Here is a 25,395-nt window from a genome sequence, read left to right on the forward strand (position 1 = left end):
TGCGCGCCGCTTTGTTTGCCGGCTTGGTGGCTGACTCGATTGCCACGGTTGGCGCGGCCTCGGCCACGAGCTTGGCTGCAGCCTTGGCGCGTGGCTTGGACGCCGCCTTGACGCTCTTCGCCGCGACCTTCGCGGCCGGCTTCGCGACGACCGTCTTCACGTCGACGTTCTTCGCGGCGACCTTTTTCACCGCGACCTTTTTCGTGGCGGGCTTCTTCGCGGCGGCCTTCTTCACGGCCGGCTTGGCGGCGCGCTTGACGGCGGCGCGCTGCTTGAGCGGCGCCGGCTCGGCCAGCGCCCCGGCGTCCGTCTCGGCCAGGCGGCTCTGGATGATCGCGCAGTATTCCGGGTTCAGTTCGAAGCCGACGAAGTTGCGGCCGCAGCGGCGCGCCGCGATGGCGGTGGTGCCGCTGCCCATGAACAGGTCGAGCACCACGCCGTCCGGCGGGCACGAGGCCTTGAGCATGCGCTCGATGATCTCCAGCGGCTTCTGGGTCGGATGGTCGGCCCGCTCGGGATGCTCGCGGTGCAGTCGCGACACGCTCCACAAATCCTTCGGGTTGTAACCGACTTCGAGCCATTTGGCGCCGATGAAGATCGAGCGCGAGCGGGCCTTCTTGGTCTCGGCGTCGTAGGCGATGCGCACGGCGTCGAGGTCGAAATAGTAGTCCTTGCGGCCGACGAAGAAGCCGATGGTGTCGTGCACCGACGAATAGCTGCGCACGCTGCCGCCCATCGACGGCACGCGGCGGTCCCAGATGATCTCGTTCATCATCGTCATGCGCTTTTTCAGCATGACGAAGATCTCCGGCGAAAAGCGCCAGGTGAGGAAGATGTACAGGCTGCCGTTGGGTTTCAGCTTGGGCAGCGCGGCCTCAATCCACCGCTCGGTCCAGCGCAGGTAGTCCTCCACCGTCTGCTGGTCGGAGGCGTTGCCGTAGTCCTTGCCCAGGTTGTAGGGCGGATCGGTCAGGATCAGATCGACGGAACCGTCCGGGATGCGCGCCAGTCCGGTCAGCGCATCCTCGCAGAACACCTGGTTGAGCCAATCGCTCATGCGGCCGCGATCATGGGTTCGAGGTCAAACGCAGCTCGGCGCTGCGGGCGTGCGCCTGCAAGCCTTCGCCGTAGGCCAGCTCGGCGGCGACCTTGCCCAGCGTTTGCGCGCCCGCTTCGCTGACGTGGATCACCGACGAGCGCTTCTGGAAATCGTACACGCCCAGCGGCGACGAGAAGCGCGCGGTGCGCGAGGTCGGCAGCACGTGGTTCGGGCCGCAGCAGTAGTCGCCCAGCGACTCCGACGAGAAGCGGCCGAGGAACATCGCGCCGGCGTGGCGGATCTGGTCGGCCCACTGCTGCGGGTTCTCGGCCGAGATTTCCAGGTGCTCGGCGGCGATGCTGTTGGCGATGGCGCAGGCCTCGGCCATGTCGCGCACCTTGATCAGCGCGCCGCGATCGGTCAGGGAGGTGCGGATGGTGTCCTGCCGCGGCATGGTCGGCAGCAGCTTGTTGATGCTGGCCTCGACGCGGGCGATGTAGTCGGCGTCCGGACAGAGCAGGATGGCCTGCGCCAGCTCGTCGTGCTCGGCCTGCGAGAACAAGTCCATCGCCACCCAGTCCGGATCGGTGGTGCCGTCGCAGATGATGAGGATCTCCGACGGGCCGGCGATCATGTCGATGCCGACGATGCCGAAGACGCGGCGCTTGGCCGCCGCCACATAGGCGTTGCCGGGGCCGACGATCTTGTCGACCGGGGCGATGCTGGCCGTGCCGTGGGCCAGCGCGCCGACCGCCTGGGCGCCGCCGATGGTGATCACCCGCGTCACGCCGGCGATGGCGGCGGCGGCCAGCACCATCTGGTTCTTCACGCCGTCCGGCGTCGGCACCACCATGATGATCTCGGCCACGCCGGCCACCTTGGCCGGCACCGCGTTCATCAGCACCGACGAGGGATAGGCCGCCTTGCCGCCGGGGACGTAGATGCCGACCCGGTCGAGCGGGGTGATCTTCTGGCCCAGCACGGTGCCGTCGGCCTCGGTGTAGCTGAAGCCGGACAGCTCCTGCTTCTGCCGTTCGTGGAACAGGCGGATGCGCTCGGCCGCCGTTTGCAGCGCCAGGCGCTGCGCCTCGGGCAGGCCGGCCAACGCCGCCTCCAACTCGGCCTGGCCGATGTCGAAGGCGGCCATGCTGCTGGCGCCGCCGTTGGGGATGCGGTCGAAGCGGTTGGTGTACTCCAGCACGGCGGCGTCGCCGCGCGCCTTGACGTCGGCCAGGATGGCCGCCACAGACCGTTCGATCGCCTCGTCGGTGCTCGCCTCGAACGCCAGCAGGGCGCTGAGGGCTGGTTGGAATCCGGCTTGGCTTGAATCGAGCTTGGTGATCTGAATCGGCATGATGGGTTCTTCTGGCTGGGACGGTGGGCGGTGTGGCTGGCGAACTTATTTTTTCATCGCGGAGGCGCGTTCGAACGCCGCCAGGATCGGTTGCAGGCGCTCGCGTTTGAGCTTGAGCGCGGCCTGGTTGACGATCAGGCGCGAGGAGATCTGCATGATCTCCTCGACCTCGACCAGGTCGTTGGCGCGCAGCGTGTTGCCGGTGCTGACGACGTCGACGATGGCGTCGGACAGGCCGACCAGCGGCGCCAGCTCCATCGAGCCGTACAGCTTGATCAGGTCGACGTGCACGCCCTTGGCGGCGAAGTGCTCGCGCGCCGTCTGGACGAACTTGGTGGCGACGCGCAGGCGCGCGCCCTGGCGCACGGCGGTGGCGTAGTCGAAGCCGTTCTTCACCGCCACCGACATGCGGCAGGCGGCGATGTTCAGGTCGATCGGCTGGTACAGGCCCTCGCCGCCGTGTTCGAGCAGCACGTCCTTGCCGGCCACGCCGAAGTCGGCGGCGCCGTGCTGGACATAGGTCGGCACGTCGGTGGCGCGGACGATGATGACGCGCACGTTGGGGTCGTTGGTGGCGAGGATCAGCTTGCGCGAGGTCTCCGGATTCTCGGTCACGATGATGCCGGCCTCCTCCAGCAGGGGCAGGGTGTCCTCGAAGATGCGGCCTTTCGACAGCGCCAGGATCAGCTGCGACTGGTCGCGCGCCTGGCCATTAAATGCGGTCATGATGGGTTCCGATGTAGCGTTGTGGTGCCGCGCTTACTTGACGCGGACGATGTTGGCGCCGACCGCCGACAGCTTCACTTCCATGCGGTCGTAGCCGCGGTCGAGGTGGTAGATGCGGTCGACCAGGGTCTCGCCGCGCGCGGCCAGGGCGGCGATCACCAGCGAGGCCGAGGCGCGCAGGTCGGTGGCCATGACGGGCGCGCCGATCAGGTGGTCGACCCCGGTGATGAAGGCGGTGTTGCCGTCGGTCTCGATGGCGGCGCCCAGGCGGTTCATCTCCTGCACGTGCATGAAGCGGTTCTCGAAGATGGTCTCGGTGACGCGGCTGGCGCCGTCGGCGACGGTGTTGACGGCCATGAACTGGGCCTGCATGTCGGTCGGGAAGCCGGGGTATTCGGTGGTGCGGAAGGTCACCGGCTTGGGCCGCTGGTCCATGCGGGCGCGGATCCAGTCCGGTCCGATGTCCATCCGCAGGCCGACTTCGCGCAGCTTGTCGAGGGCGGCGTCGAGGATGTCGGTGCGGGTGTTGCGCAGCGTGATGTCGCCGCCGGTGGCCGCCACGGCGCACAGGAAGGTGGCGGTCTCGATGCGGTCGGAGATGACGGCGTGCTTGGCGCCGTGCAGCTCGGCGACGCCCTGGATCACCAGGCGGTCGGTGCCGATGCCCTCGATCTTGGCGCCCATCGCCACCAGCAGGTGGGCCAGGTCGGTCACTTCCGGCTCGCGCGCGGCGTTCTCCAGGATGGTCTCGCCCTCGGCCAGGGTGGCCGCCATCAGCAGGTTCTCGGTGCCGGTGACGGTGATCATGTCGGTGACGATGCGGGCGCCCTTGAGCTTTTTGCACTTGGCGTAGATGTAGCCGCCCTCGATGGTGATCTCGGCGCCCAGCGCCTGCAGGCCCTTGATGTGCTGGTCGACCGGGCGCGAACCGATGGCGCAGCCGCCCGGCAGCGACACCTTGGCCTCGCCGAAGCGGGCCAGCAGCGGACCCAACACCAGGATCGACGCGCGCATGGTCTTGACCAGCTCGTAGGGCGCCTCCAGCTTGTCGATGGCGTCGCCTTGCAGCGTGACGCACTCGTCGTCCTGCGCCACCGTCAGGCCGGTCTGGCCGAGCAGCTTGAGCATGGTGGCGACGTCGTGCAGGCGCGGCACATTGCTCAGTTCCAGCTTGCCGGAGGTCAGCAGGCCGGCGCACAGGATGGGCAGGGCGGCGTTCTTGGCGCCGGAGATGGTGATGTCGCCGGCCAGGCGGTTGCCGCCTTGAATGAGAAGTTTGTCCATGCTGGGCTTATCCTTGGTATTCGTCTGGGGTCAGGGTTTTCATCGACAGCGCGTGGATTTCCTCGCGCATGCGGTCGCCCAGCGCGGCGTAGACCAGCTGGTGGCGCTGGATCAGGCGCTTGCCGACGAAGGCCGGCGAGACGATGATGGCCTGGAAGTGCTGGCCGTCGCCCTCGACTTCGAGGTGGGTGCATTCAAGGCCGGCGGTGAGGTAGCTATGGATCAGTTCTGGGGTGGTGGTCACGATTATTCCTTGGGGCGTAATGAGCTCGGCGGCTCAGGTATCAACGATATAGCGGTTTGGCGCGGCCGGCACGGCCGCGCGGAGAAATTTTTTCGCTCAATGGCGCAGGCGGTAGCCGCTCCTCAGCAGACGGATCGCCATCAGCGCCAACACCACCAGGAAGCCGCCGACGATGGCCAGGCTGAGCCAGGGGTCGACGTCGGACTGGCCGAAGAAGCCGTGGCGGAAGCCGTCGATCATGTAGAAGAAGGGGTTCAGGTGCGACACCGTCAGCCAGAACGGCGGCAGCGAGTGGATCGAGTAGAACACGCCGGAGAGGAAGGTCAGCGGCATGATCAGGAAGTTCTGGAAGGCGGCCAGCTGGTCGAACTTCTCGGCCCAGATGCCGGCGATCAGGCCCATGGTGCCGAGGATGGCGGCGCCGAGCAGGGCGAAGACGGCGATCCACAGCGGCTCGGCGAAGCTCAAATGGGCGAACCAGGCGGTGACGACGAACACGCCGAGGCCGACCACCAGGCCGCGCACCATGGCGGCCAGCACGTAGGCGGAGAAGATCTCCCAGTGCGACAGCGGGGTCAGCAGCACGAACACCAGGTTGCCGGTGATCTTCGATTGGATCAGCGACGAGGAGGCGTTGGCGAAGGCGTTCTGCAGCACGCTCATCATCACCAGGCCGGGGATCAGGAAGGCGGTGTAGCTCACGTCGCGGTAGACCTGCACGCGGCCTTCGAGCACGTGGCCGAAGATCAGCAGGTAGAGCATGGCGGTGAGGATGGGCGCGGCGACGGTCTGGGTGGCGACCTTCCAGAAACGCAATGTTTCCTTGTAGACCAGCGTGCGGAATCCGGTGGAAATGAAGTTCATAGGCTACCCTTGTCCATGATCTGCAGGAAGATGTCTTCCAGATCGGCTTGTTGCAACTGCATCTCGTCGATCAGCACGCCGGCCTGGCGCAGGCCGGCCAGGATGCCCTCGACCTCGGCGTAGTCGTTGATGCGCAGGCTGTACTTGTGCGGCTGGTCGGCCTCGGCCGGGTGGATCAGCAGCGGGCGCAGCGCCTCGGGCAGCACGCCCTGCTTCATGTGCAGCACCAGTTGCGAGCCGGAGATGCGGCGGATCAGCGCGGCCATGGTGTCGAGCGCCACCACCTTGCCCGACTTGAGCATGGCGACGCGCTTGCACATCGCCTGCGCCTCCTCCAGGTAGTGGGTGGTCAGCACCACCGTGTGGCCCTCGCGGTTGAGGCGCGAGATGAACTTCCACAGGGTCTGGCGCAATTCGACGTCGACGCCGGCGGTCGGCTCGTCGAGCACGATGACGGGCGGCTTGTGCACCAGCGCCTGGGCCACCAGCACGCGCCGCTTCATGCCGCCCGACAGCGCGCGCATATTCGTGTCGGCCTTGTTGGTCAGGTCGAGGTTGTGCATCACCTCGTCGATCCAGGCGTCGTTGTTGGGCAGGCCGAAGTAGCCCGACTGCAGGCGCAGCGTCTCGCGCACCGTGAAGAAGGGGTCGAACACCAGTTCCTGCGGCACCACGCCGAGCATCTTGCGGGCGGCGCGGAAGTCGCCGGAGACGTCGTGGCCGTGGATGGTGACCTTGCCGCCGTCGGGCCGGATCAGGCCGGCGACGATGGAGATCAGGGTGGTCTTGCCGGCGCCGTTGGGGCCGAGCAGGCCGAAGAATTCGCCCTCCTCGATGCTGAGGGAGACGCCGCCCAGTGCCTGCAGCGACTTGTAGCGCTTTTCGACATTGCTAATTTGGATCGCTGTCATGCTTGACTTATCGGTTGGTGCGGCGGGCTGGAAGCCGCCGCGAAACTGCTCAAAAGGCGGAAGATTGCTGGCGCCACGGCACTGTTCGGCGGCGGCAACGTTCAATTATAGGGGAAATCTGCTGAGTCAGAGCCGGACGGGTCCGGCTCGCTGCTACGGCTGTAGCGGGGGAGAAACGATCAATGATGGTGGTGCAGATCGGCCGGCGCGTTGGCCAGGCCGAGTTTGGACGGCTCGGGCGCGCCGACCACGGGGGCGAACTCGGCGTGGGCCGGGTTCTCCGCCAGCGGGGCGCCCGGCTCGAGCTGTTCCGAGGTGGGGAACAGCAGCGAGCAGACGCCGTACAGCTTGGTCAGGCTTTGCAGCGCCGGCGGCAGGTGCTTGAGTTCGAGCTCGATGCCGGCGTCCTGCGCCGCCTTGCGCCAGGCCAACATCACCGACACCGCCACCGAGTCGACCGTCAGCACGTGGCGCAGGTCGAAGCTGGTCTGGCCGGCGCGGATGGCGGCCAGACCGCGCTCCAGCGCGGCGGTGGCGTTGGCCACGGTCAGCGAGGAGAGCGATTGCAGGGTGTCGTTGGCGGCGATGATGGACATGGGCGTGGCTGGTCTAGTGGGGATGGCTTACTTGGCGGCGGCTTTGAGCGGCTTGTTGGCCAGCTTCTTGTTCTTCTCCGACAGCGCCTTGATCAGGCCGTCGATGCCGCCCTTGCTGATTTCGGAGGCGAAGGTGCCCTTGTAGGTCTCGACCAGCCAGGCGCCGAGCACGTTGATGTCATAGATCTTCCAGCCGCTGGTCGGCGACTTGGCGACGCGGTAGTTCAACAGGATGGGCTCGCCACGGGCGACGTTGACCTGCGAGCGCACCTCGACTTCGGTGTCGGTCGGATCGGCGCGCAGCGGCTTGAACTCCACCGTTTCGTTCTTGATCTGCGACAGGGCGCCGGAGTAGGTGAAGATCAGCAGGGTGCGGAACTCGGTCGACAGCTGTTTCTGCTGGTCCGGCGTGGCGTCGCGCCAGAAGCGGCCGGAGGCCAGCGCGGTCATGCGCTGGAAGTCGACGTAGGGCAGGATCTTGCTCTCGACCAGTTCCATCACGCGCTTCTGGTCGCCGGCCTGGATCGCCTTGTCGGCCTTGGCCGTCTCGATCACGTCCTGGCTGATGCGTTTGACCAGGGCGTCGGGCGCCTCGCCGGCCGGGGTCGGCGCGGCGCCGGCGTGGCCGGCGTTGAAGGCCAGGGCCACGGTTGCCAATGCGATAAGTTTTTTAATCAAAGTCATATTGTCTCTACCTATAATGGTTCACTACGGATCACAGGCTGGCGTTGCTCGCAGCCGGGGCTTGCGAGTTTAACTCTTTTGCTGCCTTCGCGGATGACACGGGGGCCGAAGTTTCTCCACTTTCATTCGCGCCATCGAGCTCGGCCTGCTTGGGCTGACGCTTGCGCGGGTTGCTTTCGCCGTCGAAAATCTTGCTTTCGCGGCGCTGCAGGAAGCCGTCGCGGATGAATTCGTAGCGGTCCAGCGCGGCGTCTTCCAGCAGGGTGGAGGCGTCGAGCAGGTTGGCGCGCTGGTCGACCACGCGGGTGACGGTGCCGATGTTGCGGATGTAGATGGGTTCCTTGTAGCGCCAGATGTCGCCGCTGATGTCGAGCGGCAGGGCGGCGGTGTCGCGCACCGTCGACGGCCCCAGCAGCGGCAGCATCAGGTAGGGGCCGGACGGCACGCCCCAGCGGCCCAGGGTCTGGCCGAAGTCCTCGTTATGCTTCTGCAGACCGGCCTCGGAGGCGATGTCGAGCAGGCCGAGCAGGCCGAAGGTCGAATTCAGCGTGACGCGGGTGACGTCGGACATGCCGGCCTCGCCCTTGCCCTGCAGCAGGTTGTTGGCGGCGCTCCAGACATCCGACAGGTTGCCGAAGAAGTTGTTGATGCCGGTCTGCACGAAGGTCGGCAACACCGCCTTGTAGGCGGTGGCGGCCGGCTTGAGCGCGACCTGGTCGACCGTGTCGTTGAACTGGAACATGGCGCGGTTGAAGCCCTCGTAGGGGTCGCGCGGGTTGGGGCCGGCGCAGGCGCTCAGCAGGACGGCGACGCCGGCGGCCATGGCGGCGCGGCGCAGGAAGGGGAGGTACACGGAGTAATTGCTCATTTGCTATCCTTACCTTCAGCAGCCTTGCTGTAGATGAACTGGTTGATCAAGTCTTCCAGCACGGTGGCCGACTGGGTGCGGGCGATCTTGTCGCCCTCAGCCAGGTTGGCGGTGTCGCCGCCGGCCTCGAGGCCGACGTATTGCTCGCCGAGCAGGCCGGCGGTGAGGATCTTGGCGGAGGTGTCTTTAGGGAAATTGTACCCTTCTTGCAGGTTCAGCGTGACCAGGGCCTGGTAATGCTTGTCGTCGAACTCGATCTTGCCGACCCGGCCCACCACCACGCCCGAGCCCTTGACCGGGGCGCGCGGACGCAGGCCGCCGATATTGTCGAACTTGGCGGTGACGCTGTAGGTCTTGGCGAAGGACATCGAGCTCATGTTGCCCGCCTTCAAGGCCAGGAACATCAGCGCGGCCACACCCAGGACCACGAACAAACCGACCCAGACATCCAATGATTTACGTTGCATAGTACATATCCTAGTTTATTTTTCTTGCCGCGGCACGTTCCGCGCCGTGCGGTGTGGAGCAAAATAGATTCTTTGCAGATTTATTTACCAAACATCAGGGCGGTCAACATAAAGTCCAGCCACCAGATCATCAGCGAAGAGATCACCACCGTGCGGGTGGTGGCGCGGGCCACGTCTTCCGGCGTCGGCTGCGACTCATACCCCTGGTAGAGGGCGATGAAGGTGATGGCGACGCCGAACACCACGCTCTTGATGAAACCGTTGAAGATGTCGTCCCACAGGTCGACGCCGGCCTGCATCTGCGACCAGAAGGTGCCGTCGTCGACGCCGATCAGTTGCACGCCGACCAGGTAGCCGCCGAACACGCCGACCGCGCTGAACACCGAGGCCAGCACCGGCACGGCGATCACGCCGGCCCAGAAACGCGGCGCCAGCACGCGCTGGATGGGATTGACGGCCATCATTTCCATCGCCGACAGTTGCTCGCCCGACTTCATCAGGCCGATTTCGGCGGTCAGCGAGGTGCCGGCGCGGCCGGCGAACAGCAGGGCGGTGATGACCGGCCCCAGTTCGCGCGTCAGGCCGAGGGCGACCAGCTGGCCGAGCGCCTGCTCGGAGCCGTATTTGGCCAGCGTGTAATAGCCCTGCAGGCCGAGCACCATGCCGACGAACAGGCCGGACAGGCCGATGATCAACAAGGAATAGTTGCCGATGAAGTGGAGCTGTTCGATCACCAGGCGCGGCCGCCTGAGCAAGCCGGGCGAGACGCCGAGCAGGGTGAAAAAGGCGCGGCTGCCGTAGCCGATGCTCTCGACGTAGTCGCGCACGGTGGCGCCCAGGCGGGCCAGGAAGGACTCGATCATGCGTGCGCCTCCAGGCCCAGGTCGTCGGCCAGCGACTTGCCGGGATAGTGGAAGGGCACCGGACCGTCCGCCTCGGCGTGGACGAACTGTTTGACGTAGGGATCGGTCGAAACCCACATCTCGTCCGGCGTGCCGTGCGCGACGATCTTGCCCTGCGACAGGAAATACACGTGGTCGGCGATGGCGAAGCACTCCTTGACGTCGTGCGAGACCAGGATGGTGGTCGAGCCGAGCGCGGTGTTGAGGTTGCGGATCAGGTTGGCGGTGACGCCCATCGAGATCGGGTCGAGGCCGGCGAAGGGCTCGTCGTACATGATCAGCTCGGGGTCCAGCGCGATCGAACGGGCCAGCGCGACGCGGCGCGCCATGCCGCCGGAGATCTCGGCCGGCTTCAGCTTGGCGGCGTTGCGCAGGCCGACGGCGTGCAATTTCATCAACACCAGGTTGCGGATCAGCTCTTCCGGCAGGTCGGTGTGCTCGCGCAGCGGGAAGGCGACGTTCTCGAACACGCTGAGGTCGGTGAACAGGGCGCCATGCTGGAACAACATGCCCATTTTGCGGCGCAACAGATACAAGGCGTCGGTGCCGAGCTGGTGGACCACCTGGCCGTTCACCTTGACCTGGCCTTTTTTCGGCCGCAGCTGGCCGCCGATCAGGCGCAGCACCGTGGTCTTGCCGCTGCCGGAACCGCCCATGACGGCGATGACCTTGCCGCGCGGGAAATCCATCTGGAGGCCCGTCAGGATGGGGCGCTTGCCATAGGAGAAGTGCAAATCACGGATTTCGACAAGATTGGGCACGAACGAACTCATTTTTTTGAATGCCGTATTGTAGTGCAGAAAAGCAAACCTCTGCAGGCGCCCCCGCTTTCGGGGGAGGGAAGTGAAGGATTTTACAACACTAATGAACCCAAAGTCAGCAATTTACACCTGATAAAGAATGTAATTTGTTGCGTTGCAGCATACCACGGCCGCCGGCGAAAAAAAACCGGCAGCCGACGGGCGCTAGGCCCATGGGCTCCCGGTTGGGAAAATCTGCCGCCGGCGCGGCCGGCTTGGCGAGGCGATTCGATTCGGGCAAGGCGCCCGGCCGGATCAGCGCGGCAGCTCGGACGCGCCCATCAGGAACTCGTCGACGGCGCGGGCGCACTGGCGCCCCTCGCGGATGGCCCAGACCACCAGCGACTGGCCACGGCGCATGTCGCCGGCGGCGAACACCTTGGCCGCCGAGGTTTTGTAGCAACCCTCGCCGTCGGTGGTGGCCTTGGCGTTGCCGCGGGCATCTTTTTCCACGCCGAAGGCGTCCAGCACCTGTTGCACCGGCGAGACGAAGCCCATGGCCAGCAGCACCAGGTCGGCCTTCATCTCGAATTCCGAGTTCGGCATCTCGCTCATCTTGCCGTCCTTCCACTCGACGCGGCAGGCGATCAGCTTCTCAACCTTGCCGTTTTTGCCTTCCAGGCGCTTGGTGGCGACCGCCCAGTCGCGCTCGCAGCCTTCCTCGTGCGAGGAGGAGGTGCGCAGCTTGGTCGGCCAGTAGGGCCAAACCAGCGGCTTGTTTTCTTGCTCGGGCGGCATGGGCATCAGCTCGAACTGGGTCACCGAGGCGGCGCCGTGGCGGTTCGAGGTGCCGACGCAGTCGGAACCGGTGTCGCCGCCGCCGATGACGACGACGTGCTTGCCGCTGGCCTTGAGCTGGTCCTTGACCTTGTCGCCGGCGTTGACCTTGTTTTGCAACGGCAGGAAGTCCATGGCGTAGTGCACGCCCTTGAGTTCGCGGCCGGGCACCGGCAGGTCGCGCGGCTGCTCGGCGCCGCCGGCGATGACGACGGCGTCGAAGTCCTTCTCCAGGTCCTCGGGGAAGATGGTTTCCTTGGCCCAGTTGTTGACGCTGGCGGGGAAGTCCTTGCCGACCAGCACGCTGGTGCGGAACACCACGCCCTCGGCCTCCATCTGCTTGACGCGGCGGTCGATGTGCGACTTCTCCATCTTGAAGTCGGGGATGCCGTAGCGCAACAGGCCGCCGACCCGGTCGCTCTTCTCGAACACGGTGACGGCGTGGCCGGCGCGCGCCAGCTGCTGGGCGGCGGCCAGGCCGGCCGGGCCGGAGCCGACCACGGCGACGGTTTTACCGCTCAGCTTGGCGGCCGGCTGCGGCACCACCCAGCCGTGGGCCCAGCCCTCGTCGATGATCTTGTGCTCGATCGACTTGATGCCGACCGGGTCGTTGTTGATGCCCAGGGTGCAGGCTGACTCGCACGGCGCCGGGCAGATGCGGCCGGTGAACTCGGGGAAGTTGTTGGTCGAGTGCAAAGTGTCGAGGGCCTCGCGGTAGTTGCCGCGATACACCAGGTCGTTCCAGTCGGGGATGATGTTGTTGACCGGGCAGCCGGTGTTGCAGAAGGGGATGCCGCAGTCCATGCAGCGCGCGCCCTGCACCTTGGCCTGCTCGTTGGTCAAGGTGATGACGAACTCCTGATAGTTCTTGAGACGCGCGGCGGTCGGCAGATACGCCTCTTCCTGCCGTTTGAATTCCATGAAACCGGTGATTTTACCCACGATAAATCCTCTGTAGATGTTCTGCGGGGACGGGCCGCCGGCCCGTCCGCTGTCTGGTTAGGCGGCGATCGGCTGCACCACGGCGGCCTCGTTGGCCAGGTCCTCGGCCATTTCGGCCAGCGCGCGCTTGTACTCGCTCGGGAAGACCTTGACGAACTTGCCGCGGCCCTCGGCCCAGTTGTCGAGCAGGAAACGGGCGCGGGTGCTGCCGGTGTGCTTGAAGTGGCGCTCGATCAGGCGCTTGAGGATCACCTCGTCGGCCTCCGGTTCGCCGTCGCGGTGCTGGCTGTGCCAGGTGGCGCGGTCGAGGTGCTGCTCGGCCGCCGTCAGCACGCTTTCCAGGCTGACCATCGCGGTGTTGCAGCGGGCGGCGAAGTCGGCGTCCGGATCGTAGACGTAGGCGATGCCGCCGGACATGCCGGCGGCGAAGTTGCGGCCGGTGGCGCCGAGCACCACGACGGTGCCGCCGGTCATGTATTCGCAGCCGTGGTCGCCCACCCCCTCGACCACGGTGGTGGCGCCGGAGTTGCGCACGGCGAAGCGTTCGCCCGCCACGCCGTTGAAGAAGGCTTCGCCGGCGATGGCGCCGTACAGCACGGTGTTGCCGACGATGATGTTGTCCACCGCCCAGCCACGGAACTCGGTGTTCGGCCGCACGATGATGCGCCCGCCCGACAAGCCCTTGCCGACATAGTCGTTGCCCTCGCCGACCAGGTCGAGCGTGATGCCGTGGGCCAGGAAGGCGGCGGCCGACTGGCCGGCCGTGCCCTGCAACTGGATGTGGATGGTGTCGTCGGGCAGGCCGGCATGGCCGTAACGCTGCGCCACCTCGCCCGACAGCATGGTGCCGACGGTGCGGTTGACGTTGCGCACCGGCGAGATGAACGAGACCCGCTCGCCCTTCTCCAGCGCCGCCTTGGCCTGGGCGATCAGCTTGTGGTCGAGGGCCTTCTCCAGACAGTGGTCCTGGAACTCGCTGTGGAAGATGGTCTGGCCGTTCTGCACCTCGGGCTGGTGGAAGATGGCGGAAAAGTCCAGGCCACGGGCCTTCCAGTGGTCGACCGCCTTCGACTTGTCGAGCAGGTCGACCCGGCCGATCAGCTCGTCATACGTGCGGATGCCCAGTTGCGCCATCAGTTGACGGGCCTCCTCGGCGACGAAGAAGAAGTAGTTGACGACGTATTCCGGCTTGCCGGAAAACTTGGCGCGCAGCACGGGATCCTGCGTGGCGACGCCGACCGGGCAGGTGTTCAGATGGCATTTGCGCATCATGATGCAACCCTCGACCACCAGCGGCGCGGTGGCGAAGCCGATCTCGTCTGCGCCCAGCATGGCGGCGATGACGACGTCGCGGCCGGTGCGCATCTGGCCGTCGGCCTGGACGCGGATGCGGCTGCGCAACCCGTTCAGCACCAGCGTCTGCTGGGTCTCGGCCAGGCCCAGCTCCCACGGCGTGCCGGCGTGCTTGACCGAGGACAGCGGCGAGGCGCCGGTGCCGCCGTCGTGGCCGGCGACGACGACGTGGTCGGCCTTGGCCTTGGTGACGCCGGCGGCGACGGTGCCGATGCCCACTTCGGACACCAGCTTGACCGAGATCGAGGCGCGCGGGTTGGCGTTCTTCAGATCGTGGATCAGCTGGGCCAGATCCTCGATCGAGTAAATGTCATGGTGCGGCGGCGGCGAAATCAGGCCGACACCCGGCACCGAGAAGCGCAGGGTGGCGATGTACTCGGACACCTTGTGGCCCGGCAACTGGCCGCCCTCGCCCGGCTTGGCGCCCTGCGCCATCTTGATCTGGATCTGGTCGGCCGAGTTCAGGTAGGCGGCGGTGACGCCGAAACGCCCCGAGGCCACCTGCTTGATGCGCGAGCGCAGGGAGTCGCCGGCCTGCAGCGGGATGTCGACGACGATCTGTTCCTTGCCGACCACGGAGGCCATGGTCTCGCCCTGCTTGATCTTGATGCCCTTCAACTCCATGGTGTAGCGGGCCGGGTCTTCGCCGCCCTCGCCGGTGTTGGACTTGCCGCCGATGCGGTTCATCGCCACGGCCAGGGTGGCGTGCGCCTCGGTGCTGATCGAGCCGAGCGACATGGCGCCGGTGGCGAAGCGCTTGACGATCTCCTTGGCCGACTCGACCTCGTCGAGCGGAATCGCCTTGCTCGGGTCGAGCTTGAACTCGAACAGGCCGCGCAGGGTCAGGTGGCGGCGGCTCTGGTCGTTGATGATCTGGGCGTACTCCTTGTAGCTGGAGAAGTTGTTGCTGCGGGTCGAGTGTTGCAGTTTGGCGATGGCGTCCGGCGTCCACAGGTGGTCCTCGCCGCGCACGCGGAAGGCGTATTCGCCGCCGGCGTCGAGGTTGTTGGCCAGCAGGGGATCGTCGCCGAAGGCCAGGTGGTGCAGGCGCAGCGCCTCCTCGGCCACTTCGAACACGCCGATGCCCTCGACGTTCGAGGCGGTGCCCTTGAAGTATTTGTCGACCAGCGACTTGTTCAGGCCGATGGCTTCGAAGATCTGCGCGCCGCAATAGGACATATAGGTCGAGATGCCCATCTTCGACATGACCTTCAGCAGGCCCTTGCCGACCGCCTTGGTGTAGTTGTAGATCGCCGTCTCGCCGGACAGCTCGCCGGGCAGGCCGTGGGCCAGCTCGATCAGCGTCTCCATCGCCAGATAGGGATGCACCGCCTCGGCGCCGTAGCCGGCCAGCAGGGCGAAGTGGTGGGTCTCGCGGGCCGAGCCGGTCTCGACGACCAGGCCGGTCGAGGCGCGCAGGCCCTTGCTGACCAGGTGCTGGTGGACGGTCGAGGTGGCCAGCAGCGCCGGAATGGCGACGCGGTCGGCGCCGATCGACCGGTCGGAGACGATCAGGATGTTGTGGCCGGACTTGACGGCGTCGACCGCCTCGGCGCACAGCGAGGCCAGGCAAGCCTCCACGCCTTCCTTGCCCCATGCCAGCGGATAGCAGATGTTGAGCTCATATGACTTGAACTTGCCGCCGGTATGCAGGCTGATGCCGCGCAGGCGGGCCATGTCGTCGAAGCCGAGGATGGGCTGGGAAACTTCCAGGCGCATCGGCGGGTTGACGTTGTTGGTGTCGAGCAGGTTGGGCTTGGGTCCGATGAAGGACACCAGCGACATCACCATCGCCTCGCGGATCGGGTCGATCGGCGGGTTGGTCACCTGGGCAAACAATTGTTTGAAGTAATTGTACAAAGGTTTGAGCTTGTTCGACATGACGGCCAGCGGCGAGTCGTTGCCCATCGAGCCGGTGGCTTCTTCGCCGGCCACGGCCATCGGCGCCATCAGGAACTTCAAGTCTTCCTGGGTGTAGCCGAAGGCTTGCTGGCGGTCCAGCACGGAGGCGACGGCTTTTTCGCCCGGCGCCGCGCTGTACTTGACGCGGTTGTGCGCCAGCTGGCTTTCGCTCAGCTTGATTTCGTTCAGCTTGATGCGCACGGCGTTGATCCAGGCCTTGTAGGGCTTGGCGTTGGCGTAGGTGTCCTTGAGCTCTTTATCGTCGATGATGCGGCCGGCTTCCAGGTCGATCAGGAACATCTTGCCCGGCTGCAAACGCCATTTCTGGATGATCTTCGATTCCGGGATCGGCAGCACGCCCGATTCCGAGGCCATCACCACCAGGTCGTCGTCGGTGACGATGTAGCGCGCCGGACGCAGGCCGTTGCGGTCCAGGGTGCCGCCGATGTAGCGGCCGTCGGTGAAGGCCATGGCGGCGGGGCCGTCCCACGGTTCCATCATCGCGGCGTGATATTCGTAGAACGCGCGGCGATTGTCGTCCATCGTGCCGTGGTTTTCCCAGGCCTCCGGGATCATCATCATCATCGCCTGGGCGATCGGGTAGCCGGCCATCAACAACAGTTCGAGCGCGTTGTCGAAGCAGGCGGTGTCCGACTGGCCTTCGTAGATCAGCGGGAAGAGCTTTTGCAGGTCCTCGCCCAGCACGGCCGACTTCATCACGCCTTCACGGGCGCGCATCCAGTTGAAGTTGCCCTTGACGGTGTTGATCTCGCCGTTGTGGGCGATCAGGCGGTAGGGGTGGGCCAGCGGCCATTCCGGGAAGGTGTTGGTGGAGAAGCGTTGGTGCACCAGCGCCAGCGCCGAAATGCAACGGGCGTCCTGCAGGTCTTTATAGTAGACGCCGACCTGGTCGGCCAGCAGCAGGCCCTTGTAGACGATGGTGCGCGCCGACATCGACGGGACGAAGAATTCCTTGCCATGCAGCAGTTTGAGCGCCTGGATGGCGTGGCCCGACGATTTGCGGATCACATACAGTTTGCGCTCCAGCGCGTCGGTGACCATGATGTCCGGACCGCGGCCGATGAAGATCTGGCGGATCACCGGCTCTTTGGCGCGCACGGTGGGCGACATCGGCATGTCGCAGTCGACCGGCACGTTGCGCCAGCCCAGCACGACCTGGCCTTCGATGCGCACGGCGCGCTCGATTTCCTGTTCGCAGGCGATGCGCGAGGCGTTTTCCTTCGGCAGGAAGACCATGCCGACGCCGTACTCGCCCGGAGGCGGCAGCTCGACGCCCTGTTTGGCCATCTCGTCGCGGTAATACTGGTCGGGAACCTGGATCAGGATGCCGGCACCGTCGCCCATCAGCGCGTCGGCGCCGACGGCGCCCCGGTGGTCGAGGTTTTTCAGGATCATCAGACCCTGTTCGACGATGGAATGGCTCTTGTTGCCCTTGATGTGGGCGACGAAACCGACGCCGCAGGCATCGTGTTCATTGGACGGATCGTACAGACCTTGGGCTTTCATGGGCATTCTCCACTGCATTTTTGAATATCGAAAAACTAGAGTAGTGCAATGCAGCAGAAACTTCAACAATAACAATTAGGGTCGGAGTCGAATTAATTTCTCACGAGTCTGAGAAAAAATTTAATAGGGACAGAGTGATTGCAAGCTAAAAAAAACCGTGGCGCTTTGTGGCTGGCCACGGTTTTTAGCGGATTGTTGAGTCGATAGCCGAGTTGTCCGGCAGGCGGGCGCCTATTCCAACGGCACCAGCGGCAGCGGCCGCTTGAACGGCCGGCCCCGCTTGGCCGGCAGCACCTGGCGTTTGACGCGCAGTTGCAGCTCGGTCTTGAACTTCTCCGAGCCCAGCGGCCAGCCCTTCAGCACGGCCTTGCCGATCTCCTCCACCTCGGCCGCCGTCAGCGGATACTCGGTCAGGGCCAGATAGGCCGCCTCGCGCTGGAACGGCGTGTTGCCCAAGGCCCAGTAGTTGGCGTGGTCGGTGATCAGGCCGTCGACGCGGATGCCGGCGTGGTGCGGGTAGCTGGACCAGGGATAATCGGCCGCGCTGGCCACCAGACCGGTGCGCACGGGGTTGAACTCGATGAAGCGGGCACAGGGCATGAAGTATTGCTCGGCGTCGATCAGCGAGGTTTTGTAGCGTCCATGCCACAGCGTGCCGCTGCGGCCGTATTTCTGGTTGAAGTAGGGCACGTAGTAGCGGCCTATCCACTGCATCATCTGGCCCAGGCCGTCCTCGTCGGTCGGCGTGACCAGCAGATGCAGGTGGTCCGGCATCAGCACATAGGCGTGCAACGCCACCTTGTAGGTCTTGGCGGCGCTGCGCAACCAGCCGAGGAAGGCTTGATAATCCTCGGCATCGTGGAAAATCACCTGGTCGTTGTTGCCACGCTGGATGACGTGGTGCGGCTGGGACGGAATAATCAGACGGGGAAGACGGGCCATGGGAACGCAAGGAGTGGAGTGAATGCCCGATTCTACCGCGCCGGCACGACTCTGTCCCCGATTGATTCATCACGCCGCAAAAAACCGTCGACTCTGTCCCTTATTTCTTCCCGCCGACCTTCCGCACTCAGAACTCTTCCCATTCCGGCGCCTTGGCGGCGGCGCTGCGGGCCGTTTGACTGAGCGCCAACGCCTTGCCCACAGGCTTGGTCGCCGGCTTGCGTGCCGGCGTCGGCTGCGGCCGGGGCATCGCCAGCCGCGCCGGCGCGGCGCCGGCCGGCGCGGTCGGCAGAGTCCGCTTGCCGCTGAGCTGGAACACGCTGACCACCTCGGCCAGCTCCTGGCTCTGCTGCTGCAACTGGGCCGCCGCCGCCGCCGCTTCCTCGACCAGGGCGGCGTTCTGCTGGGTCACCTGGTCCATCTGGGCGATGGCGTGGTTGACCTGCTCGATGCCGACGGTCTGCTCGGTGCTGGCGGTGGTGATCTCGCCGATGATGTCGGTCACGTGGCGCACATGGACCACGATCTCCTTCATCGTGCGGCCCGCCTGGTCGACCAGCCGGGCGCCCAGTTCGACCTTCTCGACCGAGTCGCTGATCAGGGTCTTGATCTCCTTGGCGGCGGCGGCGCTGCGCTGGGCCAGGTTGCGCACCTCGGTGGCGACCACGGCGAAGCCCCGGCCCTGCTCGCCGGCACGGGCCGCTTCCACCGCCGCGTTGAGCGCCAGGATGTTGGTCTGGAAGGCGATGCCGTCGATGACGGTGATGATGTCGACGATCTTGTGGGCCGACTCGTTGATCATGCCCATCGTGTCGACCACTTGATTGACCACGTCGCCGCCCTTGAGCGCCACCTCGGAGGCGCTCAGCGCCAAGGTGTGGGCCTGGCGCGAGTTGTCGCCGTTCTGCTTGACGGTGGCGGTCAGCTGTTCCATCGACGAAGCGGTCTGTTGCAGCGAGCTGGCCTGCTGCTCGGTGCGCGAGGACAGGTCGAGGTTGCCGCTGGCGATCTGGCTCGACGCCGTGGCGATGGTGTCGGTGCCGCCGCGCACCTGGCCGACGATGCTGACCAGGCTGGCGTTCATTTCCTTCAGCGCCTGCAGCAGCATGCCGGCCTCGTCGCGGCTGCGCACGTCGATCTGGCTGCTGAGGTCGCCGGCGGCGACGGTCTGGGCGATCCTCACCGCCTTGTGCAGCGGCGCGGTGATCGAATGGGTGATGACGTAGGCGAACCAGGAGCCCAGCAGCAGGGCGCCGCCGGCCAGCGCCAGCAGGAAGCTCTGGCCTTGGTGATACTGTTCCTGCACCTGGGCGGCCAGGGCGCGGCCGACGCCGGCCTCGTACCGGCCGATCTTCTCGACGCTGTCCAGGTAGCCGGTGAACTGCGCCTCGAGCTTGTCGTCGACCAACTTGCGCGCGGCGTCGGCGTCGCCGCCCTTCTTCAGCTTGAACACCTGGTCGCGGGTGGCGGCGTACTGCTTGCGCTCGACGGCGACGGCGTCGAGCAGGGTCTTCTCCTGCGCGCTGACGAGTATCGGTTCGAGTTGCTTCTGGATCTCGTTGACGCGGGCGCGGGTGGCGGCCGCCTTGTCGTTCTCGGCCTTCGATTCGGCCTGCTCGGCGTTCTTGGCGTAGGCGATCACGCGCACCCCGCTGATGCTGATCAGGTTGTGCCATTCGGCGGTCAGGCGCTCCTTCAGCATGGCGCTGCCGACCATCTCCTCGCTCAGCTGGCCCACCGCCTGCAGGCGCCAGATGCCGGCCGCCGCCATCGCCACCATCAACAGCATGACCAGGCCGAAACCACCGCCCAGCCGCATGCCGATCTTCAAATCCGCGAATTTCATACGAGCTCTCCCCAGAGACTGACGAGCGCCTTGATATCAAATTCAGACCGTTAATTGGCGCTTGGAAAGTTCATACTACGTCACGGATAGCAAGGGAAAACTCTCACATTCCCACCACCGGACAATTCAATGCGGCGGCGTCAAATGCAAGATTGGCGGAACGATCAAGCAAGCTTGTCGAAAGGTTTACGAGAGGTTGAAGCTGGCAGAGAGGGAATAGCCTTCGCCGTAGGCGCTGCGCAGCGGCAGGTCCTGGCCGAGGCCGGTGCGGGCTTTTTTGCGTAAACGATACACCAGCATGTCTACCCGGCGGCCGGCGTCCGGATCGTCGCCGCCGATGCCGGCCACGATCACCTGGCGCGGCACGGGCCGGGTGTTGATGGTCAGCAGGTGGAGGAAGTTGCATTCCTTCTCGGTCAGCGTGATCGCCATGCCCTGCAGCTCAAGCTGGCGGGCGCTGACCTTCAAGGTCCACTTGCTGGGCAGCGGCACCGGGTCCTGCGGGCCGACGCGGCGGTCGAGCGCCTCGATGTGGGCGGCCAGCTCGGGGAATTTGATCGGCTTGGTCAGGTAGTGGTCGGCGCCCAGGCGCAGGCCGAGGATGCGGTTGTCGAAGGCGACGCGGCCGGTCAGCACCAGCAGGCCGATTTGCGGATACAGCTGGCGCATGCGGGGGATGACGTTGAAGCCGTCCTCGTCGGGCAAACCCAGGTCCAGCACCACCACGCCGACGTTACCCTGGCTCAACGCGGACCACATGTCGCTGGCGTTGTTGGTGATGTGCACTTCGTGTTCCAACTCAGTCAAGAACTCGGCCATTTCTTCGGCGTAGTCCAGATTGTCTTCCACGATGAGTATTTGCGTCATTGATGCGCCATTCGTTTTGAGTATTGAGCAAGCGTGCTCAGTTCCGCCCTCTGGCATTGTCAGTTTGCGTCAGGGAATTATCACTGCTGCAATCATCCGGCGCAAGGCTTTTCCCGGCAACGGACGCTATCGGCAGCCAAATCCGAAATTCTGTGCCGCTTTCAGAAACATTTCTTGCGCTGAGGCTACCGCCGTGGACGTCCACCACGGCCCGCGCTATATACAGGCCGAGGCCGGAGCCGGCGATGGCTGCCGCATTGCTGCCCCGGAAGGACTTGTCGAAGACGCGCGCCAGCTCGGCGGCGGGCAGGCCGGCGCCGTGGTCGCGGACCAGGAACTCGACGCCGCCCTCCGTTGCTTTTTTGCCTATGATTTCGATGACGCTGCCGTCCGGCGTGTACTTGATGGCGTTGTCGAGCAGGATGTCGAGGCACAGGCGCATGCCGTTCGGGTCGCAGCGCAGCCGCGCCGGCAGGTCGACGCTGCGCGCCGTCAGTTGCGGGCGGCGGCCGCGGCCGGCCGCCGCGACGGCCTCCAGCAGCTCGGCCGGGGCGATCTGGTCGGCCTGGCGCTGGCGGCCGATCTCGGTCATGCGCTCGGGCGACAGGTACTCGTCGAGCATGGCCAGCAGGCGGTCGACCGCCACGGCGATCTTGCGGTAGCGCTTGCGGCTGGCCTCGTCGTGGTGGGCGCCGGTCATCTCCAGGCGCTGGATGGCGCCGTCGATGGTGGCCAGCGGCGTGCGGAACTCGTGCGACAGCATCGAGGCGAATTTCTTTTGCTCGGCGGCCTGCTCGCGGCGCGGGCGGAGGTCGCGCAGCACGCCGAGCAGGGAGGCGGGCCGGCCGTCGGCGCCGTCGAGCACGCTCGACTCGATCTCGACCGGCAAGGCGACGCCGTCGACGCGCGCCAGCTCGGCCTCGCGCAGCAGGCGGCGCCGGCTCGGGTCGCCTGCGGCCAGGCGCGCCAGGCGGGCCGGCAGCCCGGCCAGCAAGGTGGCGGCCAGCGCCTGCATATGCGGGTGCTCGTGTTCGCGGCCGGGCTCGGCGGCGAAGCCGAACAGGCGGCAGGCGGCGGGGCTGAGGTAGCTCAGGCGGCGGCCGGCCAGTTCGACCATCCAGCTGACCTCGCTGGTGTGCGCCAGCAGCAGACGCAGCCGCTCGGCCTCCTGGCGGGCCTGCTGCAGCTCGGCGCTGAGCTGGGGGACGGTGGGCGTTGTCGATTCGAACATTTTGAATATCGGAAACTATCCGGCCCCCAGTATAGACGGGCTATTCGGTCAGCGGGGCAAAGATCTGCTGCAGATCCTCTTGCGTCAGGGCCATCTTGTGCGATTCGCCCTCGGCCAGGATGGATTGCGCCAGGTCGGCCTTCTTCTGCTGCAGGATCTGGATCTTCTCCTCCAGCGTGCCCTTGGCGATCAGCTTGTAGACGAACACCGGCTTGTCCTGGCCGATGCGCCAGGCGCGGTCGGTGGCCTGGTTCTCCGCCGCCGGGTTCCACCACGGGTCGTAGTGGATCACCGTGTCGGCCGCCGTCAGGTTCAGGCCGACGCCGCCGGCCTTCAAACTGATCAGGAAGATCGGCACGGCGCCCTGCTGGAAGGCGGCCACCTGGGCGCCGCGGTCCTTGGTGTCGCCGGTCAGCAAGGCGTAGGGGATGTCGCGCTCCTCGAGCTCCTGCTCGATCAGCGCGAGCATGCTGGTGAACTGCGAGAACACCAGGATCTTGCGGTTCTCGTCGAGCAGGTCCTCGACCATCTGCATCAGGTCGATCAGCTTGGCCGAGCCGGCCGTCTGCTTCTTGGCCGGCAGCGACTTGACCAGGCGCGGGTCGCAGCACACCTGGCGCAGCTTGAGCAGCGCCTCGAGGATGACGATCTGGCTGCGCGCCACGCCCTTGCGGTCGATCTCCTCGCGCACCTTCTGGTCCATCGCCAGGCGCACCGTCTCGTACAGGTCGCGCTGGGCGCCGGTCAGCTCGACCTTGCGCACCATTTCCGTCTTCGGCGGCAACTCCTTGGCGACGCTGTCCTTGGTGCGGCGCAGCAGGAAGGGCTTGATGCGGCGGTTCAGCAGGCTGCGCCGCAGCGGGTCGTCCTGCCGCTCGATCGGATGGCGGAACTGGCTGTTGAAGCCCTTCTCGTCGCCCAGCAGGCCGGGCAGCAGGAAGTGGAACTGCGACCACAGCTCGCCCAGGTGGTTCTCCAGCGGCGTGCCGGACAGGCACAGGCGGTGCCGCGCGCGCAGCAGGCCGGCGCTCTGCGCCGCCTTCGAGCGGGTGTTCTTGATGTAGTGCGACTCGTCGAGGATGACCAGGTGGAAGTCGTGCTCGCGCAGCTTCTCCTCGTCGCGCGGCAGCAGCGCGTAGGTGGTCAGCACCAGGTCGGCCCCGGCGATCTGGTCGAACTGGGCCATCCGGTCCTTGCCCTGCAGCAGCAGGACGCGCAGCTCGGGGGCGAAACGGGCCGCCTCGTCCTGCCAGTTGCCCATCAGGCTGGTCGGCGCGATGACCAGCGCCGGCGCGCTCAGCCGGCCGGCCTCTTTTTCCACCAGGATGTGGGCCAGGGTCTGCACCGTCTTGCCCAGGCCCATGTCGTCGGCCAGGATGCCGGCCAGATTGTATTCGCGCAGGAATTGCATCCAGGCCAGGCCGTCGGACTGGTAGTCGCGCAAGGTGGCGCGCAGGCCGGCCGGCGTGGCCACCTTCTTCACCGCGCCGAACTGGTTGAGCCGGCGGCCCATCTCCAGCAACTCTTCGCCGCCGCTCCAGCGCAGCTCGAGCTGGCGCGCCAGCTCGTCGAGGCGGGCGGCGTCCAGCGTGGCCATGCGCAGGGTCGGTTTGATCTTGTCGCTGAAATACAACTCGCCGAGCGTCGCCAGGATCGGCCGCACGCGCGCCCAGGGCAGGGCGACGCGGCTGCCGTCGGCCAGGGTGGCCAGCATCTGGTCCTCGTCGCCGTGCGCCGCCAGCACCTTCGGATTGAACTCGTTGGGGGCGTTGCGGATCATTTGCACCAGCACCGGCAGCAGCGCCACGCGCTCCTGGTTGACCACGATGCCCAGCGCCAGCTCGAACCAGGCGTTGCCGCCGTCGGCCTCGTCGGCCTCGATGTGGGCGTACCAGTCGTCGACCTGGCTGAGCTCGTAGCGGTACTTGGCCGCCTTCTCGACGCGCCAGCCGCGCGCCGCCAGGCTGGCGATGCCGTCGGCGCCGAAGCGTATCCATTCGGCCTGGCTGGGCAGCAACTGGGCGCCCTTGACGCTGCTCAGCGGCAACTGCGCCGGCTTTTTGAAGCCCAGCGCCTGCAGGGTTTCCAGCGCCACCGCCTCGGCGGCGGCGTCGCGTTCGATGATCTCGGTGACCTCGCCGCGCTGGCGCACCACGCGCTGCGCCGGGTCGAAGGAGACGCGCTCGCCGTCGTAGTCGTAGGACAGCACGGCGTAGTCGTGCCAGCGCTGCACGTTGCCGTCGGCCAGCATGGCGGCGTCGAGCACCAGCACCGGCTGCGGCGCGACGTCGCGGCGCACCCGCTGCGGCAGCGGCTGCGGCAGCGGCATCAGTTGTTGCAGGCCGTGCGCCAGCAGCAGTTGCGAAACGCGCACCTTGTCGTTGGCGGTCAGCAGCGGCGCCTGGGCCACCAGCGCCTGCAGCTCGGCCAGCGGGATGGCGGCGCCGCCCTGGTTGAGCTGCAACACGCCGCAGGACAGGTTGTCGATGTACCACGGCGGGTCGGTCGGCAGCATGTAGTCGATCTGGTCGGCGCCATGGTGGCGCGCGCCCTCGGCGGCGGCGACCTGCCAGCCCAAGCGCAGGCCCTTGCCCTCCTCGCGCCACACCAGGTTGGCTTGGCGCAACTGTCCGCCCTTCAGCGGATACACCAGGCCGTTGCCGACGTCGGCCCAGGAGTTGGCCCACAGCAGCTTGTCCTGTTCGGCCAGCATTTCCAACAGGGCCGCGCCGATCTTGCCGCGCGGCTCGGTGGCGCTGCCGGTCTGCGAGGCGGCGCCGCTGCGCATGGCGACGAAGAAGCGCACCAGGTCCTCGTCGCCCGGCAGCAGGAAGCTGGGCGGCGCCGACAGCAGCGAGAACACCTCGCTGACCGGGCTGGCGGCGGCGACGTCGCCGTTGCCGCGCAGCCGCGCCTTGTACAGGCACAGGGCGACGTGGCGGCCGCCGCTGGTGGGCGCCATCACGTAGATCAGGCGGTAAGTGGGCTGGCTCTGGCCGGCGGCCAGCTTGGCGTCGGCTTCGACGGCGGCGGGCAGCTTGGGCTTCGGATGGGCGGCCGCGTCCACCCGTTGCAACCAGGTGGCGACCGCATAGGACAACTGGGTCGCCGGCACGCTGGCAGGGACGGAAACGGCGGGGGCGGCACTGGCGTCGTCGCGGGTAAAATCCATAGGGCGCATTGTTGTTTAAATCTGCTTCAAAAACGGCAACAGGCAATATTATCCGCCATAGACGGCTGCTTGTTTGCGTAATATTCAAAGTCGGCCA

19 protein-coding genes and 1 pseudogene are annotated in these 25,395 nt (G+C 66.1%); all 20 read right to left on the reverse strand.

Annotated elements, in window-relative coordinates:
* Positions 1 to 247 precede the first annotated feature (247 nt).
* Positions 248 to 1,057 (reverse strand): annotated as a pseudogene (locus H7U20_RS06580) (DNA-methyltransferase); the annotation flags it as partial.
* A 10-nt stretch (positions 1,058 to 1,067) separates the two neighbouring features.
* A complete protein-coding gene (gene hisD / locus H7U20_RS06585) occupies positions 1,068 to 2,393 on the reverse strand; it encodes a histidinol dehydrogenase (protein WP_199518802.1) in 1,326 nt (441 codons plus the stop codon).
* Positions 2,394 to 2,438: 45 nt separating this feature from the next.
* Positions 2,439 to 3,119, reverse strand: coding sequence for an ATP phosphoribosyltransferase (gene hisG / locus H7U20_RS06590; protein WP_199518803.1), 681 nt, complete (start codon positions 3,117 to 3,119; stop codon positions 2,439 to 2,441).
* 33 nt (positions 3,120 to 3,152) lie between these two features.
* On the reverse strand, positions 3,153 to 4,403 hold the full coding sequence (gene murA, locus H7U20_RS06595; protein WP_199518804.1) for a UDP-N-acetylglucosamine 1-carboxyvinyltransferase: 1,251 nt from the start codon (positions 4,401 to 4,403) through the stop codon (positions 3,153 to 3,155).
* A 7-nt stretch (positions 4,404 to 4,410) separates the two neighbouring features.
* A complete protein-coding gene (locus tag H7U20_RS06600; RefSeq protein ID WP_199518805.1) occupies positions 4,411 to 4,647 on the reverse strand; it encodes a BolA family protein in 237 nt (78 codons plus the stop codon).
* A gap of 96 nt (positions 4,648 to 4,743) precedes the next feature.
* Positions 4,744 to 5,511 carry an ABC transporter permease gene (locus H7U20_RS06605; RefSeq protein WP_199518806.1) on the reverse strand — a complete coding sequence of 256 codons (768 nt, stop codon included), beginning with the start codon at positions 5,509 to 5,511 and terminating at the stop codon, positions 4,744 to 4,746.
* Entirely contained in the window at positions 5,508 to 6,422 is a 915-nt protein-coding gene (locus H7U20_RS06610; RefSeq protein WP_199518807.1) for an ABC transporter ATP-binding protein, read from the reverse strand. Before H7U20_RS06610 ends, H7U20_RS06605 begins: the two co-directional genes overlap by 4 nt.
* Positions 6,423 to 6,601: 179 nt before the next feature.
* A complete protein-coding gene (locus H7U20_RS06615; protein WP_199518808.1) occupies positions 6,602 to 7,018 on the reverse strand; it encodes an STAS domain-containing protein in 417 nt (138 codons plus the stop codon).
* Positions 7,019 to 7,045: 27 nt separating this feature from the next.
* Positions 7,046 to 7,702: an MlaC/ttg2D family ABC transporter substrate-binding protein gene (locus H7U20_RS06620; protein WP_199518809.1), complete on the reverse strand. Its 657-nt coding sequence runs from the start codon at positions 7,700 to 7,702 to the stop codon at positions 7,046 to 7,048.
* Between the two features lie 31 nt (positions 7,703 to 7,733).
* Complete coding sequence (locus H7U20_RS06625; protein WP_199518810.1) at positions 7,734 to 8,570, reverse strand: MlaA family lipoprotein; 837 nt, start codon at positions 8,568 to 8,570, stop codon at positions 7,734 to 7,736.
* Positions 8,567 to 9,037, reverse strand: a complete 471-nt coding sequence (mlaD, locus tag H7U20_RS06630; RefSeq protein ID WP_199518811.1) for an outer membrane lipid asymmetry maintenance protein MlaD — start codon at positions 9,035 to 9,037, stop codon at positions 8,567 to 8,569. Before mlaD ends, H7U20_RS06625 begins: the two co-directional genes overlap by 4 nt.
* Positions 9,038 to 9,117: 80 nt before the next feature.
* Complete coding sequence (gene mlaE / locus H7U20_RS06635; RefSeq protein ID WP_199518812.1) at positions 9,118 to 9,900, reverse strand: lipid asymmetry maintenance ABC transporter permease subunit MlaE; 783 nt, start codon at positions 9,898 to 9,900, stop codon at positions 9,118 to 9,120.
* A complete protein-coding gene (locus H7U20_RS06640; RefSeq protein WP_199518813.1) occupies positions 9,897 to 10,700 on the reverse strand; it encodes an ABC transporter ATP-binding protein in 804 nt (267 codons plus the stop codon). The genes mlaE and H7U20_RS06640 overlap by 4 nt, the downstream gene beginning before the upstream one ends.
* A 294-nt stretch (positions 10,701 to 10,994) precedes the next feature.
* Positions 10,995 to 12,458: a glutamate synthase subunit beta gene (locus H7U20_RS06645; protein WP_199518814.1), complete on the reverse strand. Its 1,464-nt coding sequence runs from the start codon at positions 12,456 to 12,458 to the stop codon at positions 10,995 to 10,997.
* Between the two features lie 57 nt (positions 12,459 to 12,515).
* Positions 12,516 to 17,240: a glutamate synthase-related protein gene (locus tag H7U20_RS06650; protein WP_199518815.1), complete on the reverse strand. Its 4,725-nt coding sequence runs from the start codon at positions 17,238 to 17,240 to the stop codon at positions 12,516 to 12,518.
* Between the two features lie 231 nt (positions 17,241 to 17,471).
* Positions 17,472 to 18,182 (reverse strand): transposase, encoded by a 711-nt coding sequence (locus H7U20_RS06655; protein WP_199518816.1) that lies wholly within the window; start codon positions 18,180 to 18,182, stop codon positions 17,472 to 17,474.
* Positions 18,183 to 18,309: 127 nt separating this feature from the next.
* Positions 18,310 to 20,028 carry a methyl-accepting chemotaxis protein gene (locus tag H7U20_RS06660; RefSeq protein WP_199518817.1) on the reverse strand — a complete coding sequence of 573 codons (1,719 nt, stop codon included), beginning with the start codon at positions 20,026 to 20,028 and terminating at the stop codon, positions 18,310 to 18,312.
* A gap of 186 nt (positions 20,029 to 20,214) precedes the next feature.
* The gene (locus tag H7U20_RS06665) at positions 20,215 to 20,895 is read right to left on the reverse strand and encodes a response regulator transcription factor (protein WP_093389265.1); all 681 of its coding nucleotides are present in this window, start codon (positions 20,893 to 20,895) and stop codon (positions 20,215 to 20,217) included.
* 37 nt (positions 20,896 to 20,932) lie between these two features.
* On the reverse strand, positions 20,933 to 22,126 hold the full coding sequence (locus tag H7U20_RS06670) for a PAS domain-containing sensor histidine kinase (RefSeq protein WP_199518818.1): 1,194 nt from the start codon (positions 22,124 to 22,126) through the stop codon (positions 20,933 to 20,935).
* 40 nt (positions 22,127 to 22,166) lie between these two features.
* Positions 22,167 to 25,298: a DEAD/DEAH box helicase gene (locus H7U20_RS06675; RefSeq protein WP_199518819.1), complete on the reverse strand. Its 3,132-nt coding sequence runs from the start codon at positions 25,296 to 25,298 to the stop codon at positions 22,167 to 22,169.
* Between the last annotated feature and the right edge of the window lie 97 nt (positions 25,299 to 25,395).

Source organism: Rugamonas violacea, assembly GCF_016461825.1.
Taxonomy (GTDB): domain Bacteria; phylum Pseudomonadota; class Gammaproteobacteria; order Burkholderiales; family Burkholderiaceae_D; genus Rugamonas.